This window comes from Xanthomonas sontii (assembly GCF_040529055.1).
In the GTDB taxonomy this organism is placed as follows: domain Bacteria; phylum Pseudomonadota; class Gammaproteobacteria; order Xanthomonadales; family Xanthomonadaceae; genus Xanthomonas_A; species Xanthomonas_A sontii.
Window position 1 is genome coordinate 1,712,852 of record NZ_CP132342.1, and the last position, 13,107, is coordinate 1,725,958.

Consider the following 13,107-nt stretch of genomic DNA (forward strand, 5'->3'; position numbering starts at 1 on the left):
GACCGCGGCACAGCCGGTTCATGCCGGTGTGGCTATACTCGGCGGATGAGCACATCGTCCTCTTCTCCGATCCGTCTCGTTCTCTCCGCCGCTGCGTTGCTGGCCCTGGCCGGTTGCGGCAACAAGGGTCCGCTGGTGATGCCGCAGAAGCCGGTGCCGGTGGAAGCCGCGCCCGCCACGCCCGCGCCGGATGCGACGCCGCCGGCGACCACCGATCCCGCCGGGCAGGCACAGCCGGTGGACGGGCAGCGCCCGCCGGCAAACGACACCACCATGCCCACCAATGGGAATGAGTGAGGCCCGCCACGACGCGCGCCTGCGTTTCAGCAAGATGCAGGGCGCGGGCAACGATTTCGTGGTGCTCGACCTGCGCGACGGCACCCCGCCGCCGGACGCCGCACTGGCGGTGCGCCTGGCCGACCGCCACTTCGGCGTCGGCTGCGATCAGATCCTGACCATCGAACCGCCGCGCGACGCCGCGGCGGTCGCCAGCTACCGCATCTGGAACACCGACGGCAGCGCCGCCGGGCAATGCGGCAACGGCGCACGCTGCGTCGCGGCCTGGCTGGTGCGCGACGGCAGTGCGCCGGCCACGGACGATTTCGTCATCGAAAGCCCCGCCGGCAGCCACCACATCACCCGTAGCGCCACCGGCGAATTCGCCGTGGCGATGGGCGTGCCGCGCTTCGCCCCGGAGGACGTGCCGCTGGTCGGCTTCCCGCGTGCGCGCGAGGAGTATGTGCTGCCGCTGCAGGGCGGCAGCGTGCGCTTCGGCGCGGTGTCGATGGGCAACCCGCACGCGGTGCTGGAAGTGGGCCTGGTCGATGCGGCGCCGGTGGAACGCCTGGGGCCGTTGCTGCAGCAGCACGCCTCGTTCCCGGATTCGGTCAACGTCGGCTTTGTGCAAGTGATCGACCGCGGCCACCTGCGCCTGCGCGTGTACGAGCGCGGTGTCGGCGAGACGCTGGCCTGCGGCAGCGGCGCCTGCGCGGCGGCCGCGGTGATGATGCAGCGCGGCCGGGTCGAGCGCGACGTGCGCGTCAGCCTGCCGGGCGGCGAGCTGCGCGTGCAATGGCCGGACGACACCGCACCGGTGGTGATGTCCGGGCCGGCGACGTTCGTCTTCGATGGAGAATGGATCCGATGAGCGACAGCCACGACAAGCTCGGTGCGCACGAGGTGGCGGCGTGGCTGCGGCGCCATCCCGGCTTCCTCAAACAGTTTCCCGACCTGGCGCTGACCCTGGTGGTACCGCGCGACGACGGTCCCACCGCGTCGCTGGCCAGCTACCAGCTGGAAGTGCTGCGCGACAAGAACCGCGAACTGTCGCGGCGGTTGGCCGACCTGGCCGCCAACGCGCAGGTCAACGAGCGGCTGGCGGTGCGCACCCATCAGTTGACCCTGGCGCTGATGCGCCAGCACAGCGCCGCCGACAGCGTGCGCGCGATGGCCGCGTCGCTGCAGGAGGATTTCCAGGGCGACCTGGTCAGCATCGTGCTGCTGCAGCCCTTGCCCGGCCTGGAACCGGCGCCGTGGCTGCAGGTGCTGGCGGCCGACGATCCGCGGCTGGCGCCGTTCCGCGATTGCCTGAAGGACGGCGAGCCGATCTGCGGCCGCCTGCAACCGGAAAAGCAGGCGCTGCTGTACGGCGAGCGCGTGGACGAAGTGCAATCCACCGCGCTGCTGCCGCTGCCCGGCCTGGGCCTGATCGCGGTCGGCAGCCGCGACCCGAACCGGTTCTATCCCGGCATGGGTACCTTGTTCCTGCGCATGATGGGCGAGGCGCTGGCGGTGGCGTTGCAGCGATGAGTGGGGCCGGGACTCGGGATCCGGGACCCGGGGCCCGGGACAGCGCCGGAACCGGCGCTGCCGATCACCAAGCCGGGCAGGGCACTGCTGTCACCGCAAGCGAGGCCACGTCTCCCGGGTCCCGGGTCCCGGGTCCCGCGTCCCGGTTCCTCGCCTACCTGCAGGTCGAGCGGCGCATGTCCGCGCATACCCTGGACGCGTACCGCCGCGACCTGGCGGCGCTGGAGGCGTGGGCGGCCGCCAACCTGCTTGGCGAACCGGCCGCGCTGGATGCCGCGCAACTGCGCAACTTCATCGCCGCCGAGCACCGCCGCGGGCTGTCGCCCAAGAGCCTGCAGCGGCGGTTGTCTGCGTGCCGCAGTTTCTATGCGTGGCTGCTCAAGCACGGCCACATCGCCAGCAGCCCGGCCGCGGCACTGCGCGCGCCGAAGGCGCCGCGCAAACTGCCGCAGGTGCTCGACGCCGACGAGGCGGTGCGCTTGGTCGAGGTGCCGACCGATGCGCCGCTGGGCCTGCGCGACCGCGCGCTGCTGGAGCTGTTCTATTCCTCCGGCCTGCGCCTGAGCGAACTGTGCGCGCTGCGCTGGCGCGATCTGGATTTCGTCGCCGGCATGGTGAGCGTGCTGGGCAAGGGCAACAAGCAGCGGCTGGTGCCGGTCGGCTCGCATGCGCGCGCCGCGTTGCTGGCGTGGCGCGAGGAAAGCCGGGGCGAGGCTGCCGCGCCGGTGTTCCCGGGCCGTGGCGGGGCGCCGATCGGCGCGCGCGCGGTGCAGATCCGCATCAAGCAACTGGCCGGGCGCCAGGGCCTGTTCAAGCACGTGCATCCGCACATGCTGCGGCACAGTTTCGCCAGCCACATCCTGGAATCCTCCGGCGACCTGCGCGGCGTGCAGGAACTGCTCGGCCATGCCGACATCGCCACCACGCAGATCTACACGCATCTGGACTTCCAGCACCTGGCCAAGGTCTACGACGCATCGCACCCGCGGGCCAAGCGCAAGTCCTGAGCGCCGCATCGCGACCGCACGGTTGCCATCGCACCCGCGCTTGTTCTGGATCAAGGCGAGTCGGCAAAGGCGGGAGGACACTGTCCTCCCAAGTCGCAAGGGCTCACCGATGGCCAAACCTTTCCGCTGCCGCCGCGCCGCCCCGAACGGCTGTGCTGGGGCTGCGACCGCGATTGCGCGGCACACGACCTGGCCTGCGGCAACGGCGCCGGGCGCACCCTGCATCCGATCGAAATCCAGGGCGGGGACTGGTACGTCGCGTTGGGTTCCGGCACGGCCGGCGCATGCCCGGCTCGGCGACGCTTGAACCGCGCGCCGCCAGCCCCCACACCTGAGTCATCGCTCCGGAGGCCGCATGGATCCCAGTCAGAACCCCAATGTTTTCCACGCCACCACGATCCTGTCGGTGCGCCGCGATGGTCGCGTCGCCGTGGCCGGCGATGGCCAGGTGACCCTGGGCCACACCGTGATGAAGGGCAATGCGCGCAAGGTGCGCCGGCTCGGCCGCGAGGGCCAGGTGCTGGCCGGCTTCGCCGGCGCCGCCGCCGATGCATTTACCCTGTTCGAACTGTTCGAGGCCAAGCTGGAGAAGCACGGCCAGCTGACCCGCGCCGCGGTGGAGCTGGCCAAGGATTGGCGCACCGAGCGCCGCCTCGGCAAGCTCGAGGCGCTGCTGGCGGTCGCCGACAAGGAAACCTCGCTGATCATCAGCGGCACCGGCGATGTGATCGAACCGGAGGACGGCATCATCGCCATCGGCTCCGGTGGTTCCTACGCCTTGTCGGCGGCGCGCGCGCTGCTCGGCCACACCACGCTGGACGCGCGCACCATCGCCGTCGAAGCGCTGAACATCGCCGGCGACATCTGCATCTACACCAATCGCAACGTGGTGGTGGAAGAGCTGTGAATCGGGAATGGGGACTGGGGAATCGCAACAGCGGTTCCCGTCTCCGTCACCGATGACGCCTGCTTTCCCATTCCCGATTCTCCATTCCCGATTCCCTCTTCGATTTCCCGACCATGACCGATACCCATAGCACCATGACCCCGCGCGAGATCGTGCAGGAGCTGGACCGCCACATCGTCGGCCAGCACGAGGCCAAGCGCGCGGTGGCGATCGCGCTGCGCAACCGCTGGCGGCGCATGCAGTTGCCCGATGCGCTGCGCAACGAAGTGATGCCGAAGAACATCCTGATGATCGGCCCCACCGGCGTCGGCAAGACCGAGATCGCGCGGCGCCTGGCGACGCTGGCCAATGCGCCGTTCGTCAAGGTCGAGGCGACCCGCTTCACCGAGGTCGGCTACGTCGGCAAGGACGTGGAGCAGATCGTGCGCGACCTGGCCGATACCGCGGTCAAGCTGTACCGCGAGCAGGCCAAGACCCGCGTGCGCACGCAGGCCGAGGAGCGCGCCGAAGACCGCATCCTCGATGCGTTGCTGCCGCGGCGCAGCGCCGGCATCGGCTTCGATCCGGAAGCCGCACGCAACGAGCCCTCGGCGCAGGACAGCGACACCCGCAGCAAGTTCCGGCGCATGCTGCGTGCCGGCGAACTGGACGAGCGCGAGATCGAACTGGATGTCGCGGTCAACGTCAGCATGGACATCATGACCCCGCCGGGCATGGAGGAAATGGGCCAGCAGTTGCGGCAGATGTTCTCCAACCTCGGTGGCGGCAAGTCGCAGTCGCGCAAGCTGACCATCAAGGCCGCGCGGCCGCTGCTGATCGAGGAAGAGGCCGGCAAGCTGGTCAACGAGGACGATGTGCGCGCCGCGGCGATCGAGGCCTGCGAACAGCACGGCATCGTGTTCATCGACGAGATCGACAAGGTGGCCAAGCGCAGCGAGGCCGGCGCCACCGGCGGCGACGTGTCGCGCGAAGGCGTGCAGCGCGATCTGCTGCCACTGGTGGAAGGCTCCAACGTCAGCACCAAGTACGGCACGGTCAAGACCGACCATATCCTGTTCATCGCCTCCGGCGCGTTCCATCTCGCCAAGCCCAGCGACCTGATCCCGGAGCTGCAGGGCCGTTTCCCGATCCGCGTGGAACTGTCGGCGCTGTCGAAGGACGACTTCATCCGCATCCTCACCGAGCCGAAAGCGGCGCTGACCAAGCAGTACGAAGCGCTGTTGCTGACCGAGGGCGTGAGCCTGCGCTTCACCGACGACGCCATCGCGCGCCTGGCGGAGATCGCGTTCCTGGTCAACGAGCGCCAGGAGAACATCGGTGCGCGGCGTCTGCACACCGTGCTCGAGCGCCTGCTCGACACGCTGAGCTACGAAGCCCCGGACCGCGATGGGCAGAGCGTCACCGTGGACGCGGCCTATGTCGATGCGCACCTGGGCGAACTGGTGCAGGACCCGGATCTGAGCCGGTACATCCTGTAATTCCGGGTCGACGCACGCCCGCGATGCGTTCCCCTTTGTGGGAGTCAACTGTCATGCAACCACGACGAACTGCGTAGGCGGACGATCTGGCCTCGGAAGCCGTCGTGCCTGATCCCACAAAAGGGGACGAAGGTCCCTCCCACATCGCGCCCGGACAGCGATCACCACGAGTCCGTGTGGGAGTCGCGGTCGCTTGGCTTTGGCTCTTGCCCTTGCCCTTGCTTTTGACTTACTGGGTTCCCTTCCGAAGCGGCGGCCATCGCGGGGAAAAACCCGAAGGGCGGCGCACAGGGATGTGCGCCGTCCGCGGCAGGGGCAGGATGCCCCTTCCGCGGATCCCCGTGATGGACGCGGACCCGGAGCGCGTTAGCGCGGAGGGCGCGAGGCAGGGCGCGCTTGACCAGCCTTCGGCTGTGGTAAAGCGCTTCTTTTGGTTACCTTTTCTTTGCGCGAGCAAAGAAAAGTAACTCGCCCGTCAGGGAGAAAGCCTTTGCTTTCGCTTGAGATTTGCGTGTCGGACGAAAAGAAGAACGGTAGACATAACGCCATCAGGGCTCCATGTCCAGATACAAGGAGCGACTTCCGTCGTGACGGGACTTGCCGGTAAGGCCTCGTCGCGACTGGGATCCCACAAAAGGGGACGAGAATCGCTCCGACAGGAGAGCGTGCCGCAGGCCGGGGTATGTTTCCCGCAGCGCCAAGACGGCGTGGGCGATCCCGGCCACCCCCGCCGCGTTCAATACAGTGGCGTGCCCGCCTTGTACGCAGCCACGAACGACTGCCAGTCCAGTTGCACCTGCGCGGCGTAGTCGAACGCGAACTGGCGCAGTTCCGATTTCAGGCCGCTCTTGCTGCTGGCCGCCTGGTCGATCTGCTTGTCGATGCTGTAGGGCACCACGTTCGGGTCGTAGTCCTGGTCGGCCAGGGCGTGCGCCGAGGCCAGGGCCTGGCCCAGGTAGGTGGCGGCGGTGGCGAGCTTGCCGGCGCTGTCCAGCGCGGTCGGGTCCAGGTCCTGCTGGAACGGGGATTTCTCGTGCACGTAGAACGGGGTGCCGTCGACGCTGGCGTAGCCGACCAGCACGTCGGCGTCGATGGTCTGCGCCTTGGCGGTGCGCGCCACCCGCGCGCCTTCGTTGTTGTCGTAGGTGGAGGCCGGCATCTGCGACGGCGCGGCCACGGCGACCACGCTGGCCGCTTCCTGCTTCCACTCCAGGATCACGTCGTCGCTGGTCGACGCGCTCGGGCCTTCGATCAGCACGTACAGGCGCAGGCGGCCGAGGCTGCCGGTGCCCGAGCCCAGCTTCTGGCGCACGTCCTTGATGCTGTAGTAGCTGGCCGCATAACGCTTGGACGCGGCGATCGAGCCGATGTAGCCGTTCATCGCCGCGGCCACCGCCGAGGCGGTGCCGGCGTCCACCGCGACCAGGTTGTCCAGGTTCTGGAACTGGCGCTTGCCGCCGTTGACCACCGTGTACTTGGACAGCAGGCTGCTGCGGCTCTTGCCGTCGGCGCTGTCGATGATCTTGGCCACCGCGCCGCTGGTGTTGCGCTTGCTCAGCTGGAAGCTTTCTTCGGCGTCGCTGCCGCGGAAATCGGCGATCTTGTCCAGGTAGGCGCCGACCATGGTGTCGATGGCGTCGCCGATGTCGCTGTCGGACAGGCCGTTGTCGCGCCCGGCCAGCACCATGCTCGCGGCCAGCCGGCGCAGGTCCCACACGTACTGGCCGAGGTGGCCTTCGTCGAAGTCGGCGACCTTGAACACCGCCTTGCCGCTGCTGTCGCGCGCGGCATCGAAGTTGCCGAGGTGGGTGTCGCCGCCGAGCCAGGTGTAGCCGGTCTGCGGCGAGGTCCACAGCGAGCCCGGCAGGGTTTTCATGTCCTGGTAGAAAATGTGGTCGGTGCCGCGGTAGAAGGCGTAGGCGCCGGTGGCCATGGTCGCCATCTTGGTATCCAGCTCGGCGTGCTGCGCGGCGTAGGGATGGTTGTAGTCGTGGATCTGCTGCACCACCCAGGCGTCGCGCTTGCTCGCCGCGGTCGCGCATCCGGCGCAGGCGGCGAGAGTCAGGCCGATCAGCAGCAACTGCGGCAGGCGGGTGGACATCGCAGGTCTCCAGGCGCGGACGAGGGAACCGGCAGTCGACCACGCCTGCATTGCACGCGGATGAACCTAGAAGTAGCGCAGCCAGCCCAGGTCGCGGCGCCGCGCCTTCAGCTGCGCGAACGCGGCGGTGGGCCAGTACAGGGCCAGACCCAGCAAGGCGGCGATCGCCCACAGCGCGGCCACGCTGTCCACGCCGAACAGGTCGCCCTGGTTGGCGCCCCACAGCGCCAGCGCGGCCAGGTAGGCGAGCTTCAGCACGTACAGGTGCAGCAGGTAGAAGAACATCGGCGCCGCGCCGATCGTCGCCAGCGGCGCCAGGGTACGGGCCACGGCGGGATGCTCGTACAGGCGCAGCAACAGCAGGCCCACGCCCAGGGTCAGCAGCAGGAACTGCAGCGACGGCGGGTACTTGGTGACGTTGAAGAAGCTCATCGCGGTATGCGCGAGGTCGTCCTGCGCCTGCCAGGGCGCATCGCCGTAGCCGTTGTGCCAACGCAGCAGGTGGAAGCCGGCCAGCGCGCCCAGCCCCCAGGCCAGCAGGCGCTGCTGGCGTTGTGCCGGCTCGGCGGCGGCGCCGTACCAGGGGCCGGCGGCGTAGCCGAGCGCGATCACCCCGATCCACGGCAGCACCGGGTAGGAGGTGCGCAGACGCAGCTCGCCCAACTCCAGCCAGCGCCGGTCGTGCAGCACCGCCCAGACCGCCGCGAGCGGGCCGTCGCCCTGCACTTGCACGTCGTCCAGCAGGTGGTGGCCGGCGACCAGGGCCGCGCCGAGCAGGGCCAGCGCCGGCCGCGGCAGCCACAGCAGTGCGGCCAGGGCGAGCATGCTCAGGCCGATCGCCCAGATCACCTGCAGGTACAGCGCCTGCGGCGGGAAGGCGCCGCTCCAAGCCAGGTTGACCAGGGTCAGCTCCAGCACGATCAGGAACAGGCCGCGCTTGAGCAGGAAGCGGGCGGCCGCCGCGCGTCCGTCGGCCTGCCGGGACGCGTACAGCCAGGCCGACAGGCCGGTGAGGAACACGAACACCGGCGCGCACAGGTGGGCGAGGGTGCGCGCGACGAACAGCGCCGGCGCCGTGCCCTCCACCTCCATCGGGTCGCCGACCGGGTGGTGCAGGTAGAAGGTCTCGCGCACGTGGTCGAGCAGCATCAGCAGCATCACCGTGCCGCGCAGCAGGTCGATCGGGGCCAGTCGCGCGGCGGGCGTCGCGGGGACGGCGAGGGATGCGGGCGAAGCGAGGGCAACAGACGGCATGCGGTGCGATCGGTGTTAATTTTGAAACAATATAACATTCGGGCGTAGAGCCCTTCCCGCCGCTGCTGGCGCTGGGGTACTGAGGCTTGGCCGCGCCGGGGTGCTGGCGCGGCGGCGGCGAGGCTCGGGCGGGGCAAGCCGGCGCGCCAGGTTGGTGTCGCTCGGCATGGCCTGGTGTCGGCCCGTGGGCGCGTCGGTGGGCGTCCAGCCCGGTGGGCCGAGCGCGGCGCCCGCGGCGGGACGCTCAGTCCTCGCCGATGTCCTCGTTCCACACGTCCGGGTGCGCGGCGATGAAGCCGCCGAGCAGGTCGATGCACTCCTGGCTGTGCAGGTCGATGACCTCCACGCCGCTCTCGCGCAGCCAATCGATGCCGCCCTGGAAGGTCACCGATTCGCCGACCACCACGGTGCCGATGTTGAACTGCCGTACCAGGCCGCTGCAGTACCAGCACGGTGCCAGCGTGGTGACCATGATGGTGTCCTTGTAGCGGCGCTGGCGCCCGGCCTTGCGGAAGGCGTCGGTCTCGCCATGCACGGACGGGTCGCCCTCCTGCACGCGGCGGTTGTGGCCGCAGCCGAGCAGGCGGCCGTCGCGGTGGTACAGGGCCGCGCCGATCGGGATGCCGCCCTCGGCCAGGCCCTGGCGGGCTTCGGCGATGGCGGTGTCGAGCAGGGCGCGGTAGTCGGGCGTGGTCAGCATGGGATGGCCGGGGGAAAGGGAGTCGGCCGGCAGTCTGGCGCAGGCGGCCGGCGGCTGTCATCCCGGGCGGCGCTTCACCGGCACGGAGCGGCCGGCAGTGCGATAATCCCGGCATGAGCGAATCCCCCTACAAATCCGGCACCACCCATTTCGGCTTCCGCGACGTCGCCGCCAAGGACAAGCAGAAGCTGGTCGGCGAGGTCTTCACTTCGGTCGCCGGCAACTACGACCTGATGAACGACCTGATGAGCATGGGCATCCATCGGGTCTGGAAGCGCTATTTCGTCGCCACCGCGCAGGTCAAGCCGGGCGACCGCGTGCTCGACCTGGCCGGCGGCACCGGCGACATCGCCGCGCTGCTGAAGGACCGGGTCGGTGCCGACGGCGAGATCGTGCTGGGCGACATCAACGCCGGCATGCTCTCGGTGGGCCGCGACCGCCTCACCAACCGCGGCCTGGTCGCGGGCCTGGACTACGTGCAGTGCAACGCCGAGGCGCTGCCGTTCCCGGACCAGAGCTTCGACCTGGTGACCATCGCCTTCGGCCTGCGCAACGTCACCGACAAGGACGCCGCGCTGCGCGAGATGTACCGCGTGCTCAAGGTCGGCGGCCAGGCGCGGGTGCTGGAGTTCTCCGAGGTCACCGCCGACTGGTTCAAGCCGCTGTACGACTTCCATTCGTTCAAGGTGCTGCCGCGCCTGGGCCAACTGTTCGCCAAGGACGCCGACAGCTACCAGTACCTGGCCGAAAGCATCCGCAAGCATCCGCCGCAGGACGCGCTGAAGGCGATGATGGAAGAGGCCGGCTTCGCCCGCAGCCACTACAAGAACCTGACCGGCGGCATCGTGGCGATCCACTCGGGCTATAGGATCTGAGAAGCCGGGAATTGGGAATCGGGATTCGGGAATCGCAAAGGCGGGCGATCGGGTACTGACTGATCGCGGCGCTGTGTCGTCCTTGTGGGAGGGACTTCAGTCCCGACGCGCGGTCCGGCGGTGCCCGGTGCAAGCATCTGCCACAGAAAGCAGGGATTCGGGATTCGGGATTCGGGATTGGGGAATCGGAAGAGCGGACGATCGGTTGCAGGCCGATCGCGGCGCTGGGCTGTTCTTGTGGGAGGGACTTCAGTCCCGACGCGCGGTCCGACGGTGCCGGCGCAAGCATCTGCCACAGAAAGCCGGGAATTGGGAATCGGGATTCGGGAATCGCAAAAGCGGACGATCGGTTGCAGGCCGATCGCGGCGCTGGGCTGTTCTTGTGGGAGGGACTTCAGTCCCGACGCGGTCCGACGGTGCCGGCGCAAGCATCTGCCACAGGACGCGCGGAAGGGGATGATGGAAGCGGCCGGCTTCGCCCGCAGCCACCACAAGAACCTGGCCGGCGGTATGGTGGCAATCCATTCGGGCGACAAGATCTGAGTGGATCCGGGATTGGAGAGTGGTAATTCGGGATTCGTCAGTGCGCATCGCACCGCTGTTGCGAATCCCCAATCCCGAATCCCCAATCCCGGCCTTCCGGTAGACTGCGAGTTTTCCTCGAACCGGTTACTGCCATGCGTTCCCCGTTCCTGTTGTTGTCCCTGGCCGCGGTGATCGCGTCCGGGTGTTCCCGTGAAGCGTCCGCGCCCGATGCGGCCGCCACTGCCGCCAAGCCGGCACCCGCCGCGGCCAAGCCGGCCGACCGCAGCCACGACGAGACCTCCTACGCCGAGCCGTCCAAGGTCGTGATCAAGGATCTGGCGCTGGATCTGAAGCTGGATTTCGACAGCAAGCAGATCGGCGGCACCGCCACCTACACGCTGGACTGGAAGGACAAGAGCGCCAAGCAACTGGTGCTGGATACGCGCGACCTGACCATCGAGAAGGTGCAGGCCGACGACGGCAAGGGCCAGCAGGCGCCGCTGCAGTACGCGCTGGCGCCGGCGGACAAGATCTACGGCAGCAAGCTGACCATCGAGGCGCCGACCCAGCCGCAGACGATCAGCATCACCTACCACACCGCGCCGACCGCCTCGGGCCTGCAGTGGCTGGAGCCGTCGATGACCGAGGGCAAGAAGTTGCCCTTCATGTTCAGCCAGTCGCAGGCGATCCACGCACGTTCGTGGGTGCCGCTGCAGGACACGCCGAGCGTGCGTTTCACCTACAGCGCGCACGTGGTCTCGCGTCCGGACGTGATGGTGCTGATGAGCGCCGACAACGATCCCAAGGCGGTGCGCAACGGCGACTACCGCTTCAAGATGCCGCAGCCGATCCCGTCCTACCTGCTGGCGATCGCCGCCGGCGACCTGGTGTTCAAGCCGATCTCGGCGCGCTCGGGCGTGTGGGCCGAGCCGGCGATGGTCGACAAGGCGGCCAAGGAGTTCGAGGACACCGAGAAGATGATCGTGGCCGCCGAGACGCTGTACGGCCCGTATCGCTGGGGCCGCTACGACATGCTGGTGCTGCCGCCGTCGTTCCCGTTCGGCGGCATGGAGAATCCGCGCCTGACCTTCGCCACCCCGACGGTGATCGTCGGCGACAAGTCGCTGGTGTCGCTGATCGCGCACGAACTGGCGCATAGCTGGTCCGGCAACCTGGTGACCAACGCCAGCTGGAAGGACATCTGGCTCAACGAAGGTTTCACCACCTACGTGCAGGCGCGCATCACCGAGGCGCTGTACGGCCCCGAAGCGGCGGAGATGGAGCGCGAGATCGACCAGACCGATCTGCTGGCCGAACTGAAGGGCATGAGCCCGGCCGACCAGGCGCTGGCGCTGCCGGCGCTGACCGAACGCGATCCGGACGAGGCGCTGAGCCAGGTCGCCTACGTCAAGGGCGCATGGTTCCTGCAGTTCCTGGAGCAGCGCTTCGGCCGCGACACCTTCGATCCGTTCCTGCGCGGCTGGTTCGACGACCACGCGTTCCAGAGCGCCAACACCGACCAGTTCGTCGATTACCTGAAGACCCACTTGCTGCCCAAGAAGCCGAATGCGGTGACCGCGCAGGAACTGCATGCGTGGCTGGACGAGCCGGGCATTCCGGCGTTCGCGCAGAAGGCGCGTTCGCGCAACTTCGCCATGGTCGACACCGCGCGCATCGCCTGGACCGGCAGCGGCACGTTGCCGGGCAAGCAGGTGACCGACGCCTGGAGCACCCAGGAGTGGACGCGCTTCCTCAGCGGCCTGGGCGAGAAGCTGACCCCGGCGCAGCTCAAGCAACTTGACGACGCCTACCACTTCACCGGCACCGCCAACGGCGAGATCGCCATGCGCTGGTATCCGCTGGCGATCCGCAGCGGCTACGTGGACGCGCGCCCGGCCGCCGGCGAGTTCATCGCCCGCGTCGGCCGCCGCAAGCTGATCCTGCCGATCTACGCCGAATTGGTGAAGACGCCGGACGGGCTCGCCTTCGCCGAAGAGGTGTTCGCCAAGGCCAAGCCCGGCTACCACCCGATCACCACGGTGTCGGTGCAGGACATGCTGGACAAGGCCAAGGCCGGCAGCACCGCGCACTGACGCAAGTCGCCCGCGAAAGACCGCGCACACGGCGCCGGGAGCACTCCCGGCGCCGTGTGCGTGTGTGCGGCCGGCGTGTGGCGACGATCGCGTCGCGCGGGGAGGGTGCGATGGTGGCGGCATGGCCGCGCCCGCGTTGCAGGACGTCGTCATCTGCGGCGTCGCATGCGACGCCGGCATGAGGCGCGTGCCTGTGCAGTGCCGCCTTAACGGATTCCACACGCACCGCCGTCGATCAGCACGACCTGCTGCCACGCATTCGCGATATCCTCGGCAGTCCCGATGGTCCTCGGTCCATGCGCGCATGACATCGTTCGCCACCGCTGCCCCGGTCTCCGCTGCAAGCGCCAGTGCCATG

At 68.7% G+C, this 13,107-nt stretch carries 11 protein-coding genes and 1 pseudogene; 9 read left to right on the forward strand and 3 right to left on the reverse strand.

Annotated elements, in window-relative coordinates; translation table 11 throughout:
- Window positions 1-45 precede the first annotated feature (45 nt).
- The 7 genes and pseudogenes from lptM (at window position 46) to hslU (ending at window position 5,201) form a co-directional block, all read left to right on the forward strand.
- Window positions 46-297 (forward strand): LPS translocon maturation chaperone LptM, encoded by a 252-nt coding sequence (lptM, locus tag RAB70_RS07260; RefSeq protein ID WP_017914634.1) that lies wholly within the window; start codon window positions 46-48, stop codon window positions 295-297.
- Complete coding sequence (gene dapF, locus RAB70_RS07265; RefSeq protein ID WP_148829758.1) at window positions 290-1,147, forward strand: diaminopimelate epimerase; 858 nt, start codon at window positions 290-292, stop codon at window positions 1,145-1,147. Before lptM ends, dapF begins: the two co-directional genes overlap by 8 nt.
- Window positions 1,144-1,809, forward strand: a complete 666-nt coding sequence (locus RAB70_RS07270) for a DUF484 family protein (RefSeq protein ID WP_148829757.1) — start codon at window positions 1,144-1,146, stop codon at window positions 1,807-1,809. The genes dapF and RAB70_RS07270 overlap by 4 nt, the downstream gene beginning before the upstream one ends.
- A gap of 176 nt (window positions 1,810-1,985) precedes the next feature.
- On the forward strand, window positions 1,986-2,816 hold the full coding sequence (xerC, locus tag RAB70_RS07275; protein WP_230979400.1) for a tyrosine recombinase XerC: 831 nt from the start codon (window positions 1,986-1,988) through the stop codon (window positions 2,814-2,816).
- 150 nt (window positions 2,817-2,966) lie between these two features.
- Window positions 2,967-3,011: pseudogene (locus RAB70_RS07280) on the forward strand (hypothetical protein); the annotation flags it as partial.
- 160 nt (window positions 3,012-3,171) lie between these two features.
- Complete coding sequence (gene hslV / locus RAB70_RS07285; RefSeq protein ID WP_010341232.1) at window positions 3,172-3,723, forward strand: ATP-dependent protease subunit HslV; 552 nt, start codon at window positions 3,172-3,174, stop codon at window positions 3,721-3,723.
- A 113-nt stretch (window positions 3,724-3,836) separates the two neighbouring features.
- Complete coding sequence (gene hslU, locus RAB70_RS07290; RefSeq protein ID WP_017912058.1) at window positions 3,837-5,201, forward strand: ATP-dependent protease ATPase subunit HslU; 1,365 nt, start codon at window positions 3,837-3,839, stop codon at window positions 5,199-5,201.
- 736 nt (window positions 5,202-5,937) lie between these two features.
- Here the strand turns inward: hslU and RAB70_RS07295 are convergent.
- The 3 genes from RAB70_RS07295 to RAB70_RS07305 form a co-directional block, all read right to left on the reverse strand.
- Window positions 5,938-7,302: a DUF2252 domain-containing protein gene (locus tag RAB70_RS07295; protein WP_148830301.1), complete on the reverse strand. Its 1,365-nt coding sequence runs from the start codon at window positions 7,300-7,302 to the stop codon at window positions 5,938-5,940.
- Between the two features lie 66 nt (window positions 7,303-7,368).
- Window positions 7,369-8,556 (reverse strand): DUF1624 domain-containing protein, encoded by a 1,188-nt coding sequence (locus RAB70_RS07300; protein ID WP_148830302.1) that lies wholly within the window; start codon window positions 8,554-8,556, stop codon window positions 7,369-7,371.
- Between the two features lie 244 nt (window positions 8,557-8,800).
- Window positions 8,801-9,256 (reverse strand): nucleoside deaminase, encoded by a 456-nt coding sequence (locus tag RAB70_RS07305; protein ID WP_010341927.1) that lies wholly within the window; start codon window positions 9,254-9,256, stop codon window positions 8,801-8,803.
- 113 nt (window positions 9,257-9,369) lie between these two features.
- On the opposite strand from RAB70_RS07305, the gene ubiE reads away from it, so the two are divergent.
- Both ubiE and RAB70_RS07320 read left to right on the forward strand, forming a co-directional pair.
- Window positions 9,370-10,131: a bifunctional demethylmenaquinone methyltransferase/2-methoxy-6-polyprenyl-1,4-benzoquinol methylase UbiE gene (ubiE, locus tag RAB70_RS07310; RefSeq protein ID WP_017910016.1), complete on the forward strand. Its 762-nt coding sequence runs from the start codon at window positions 9,370-9,372 to the stop codon at window positions 10,129-10,131.
- Between the two features lie 677 nt (window positions 10,132-10,808).
- Complete coding sequence (locus RAB70_RS07320; RefSeq protein WP_148830303.1) at window positions 10,809-12,749, forward strand: M1 family metallopeptidase; 1,941 nt, start codon at window positions 10,809-10,811, stop codon at window positions 12,747-12,749.
- Window positions 12,750-13,107: the final 358 nt, after the last annotated feature.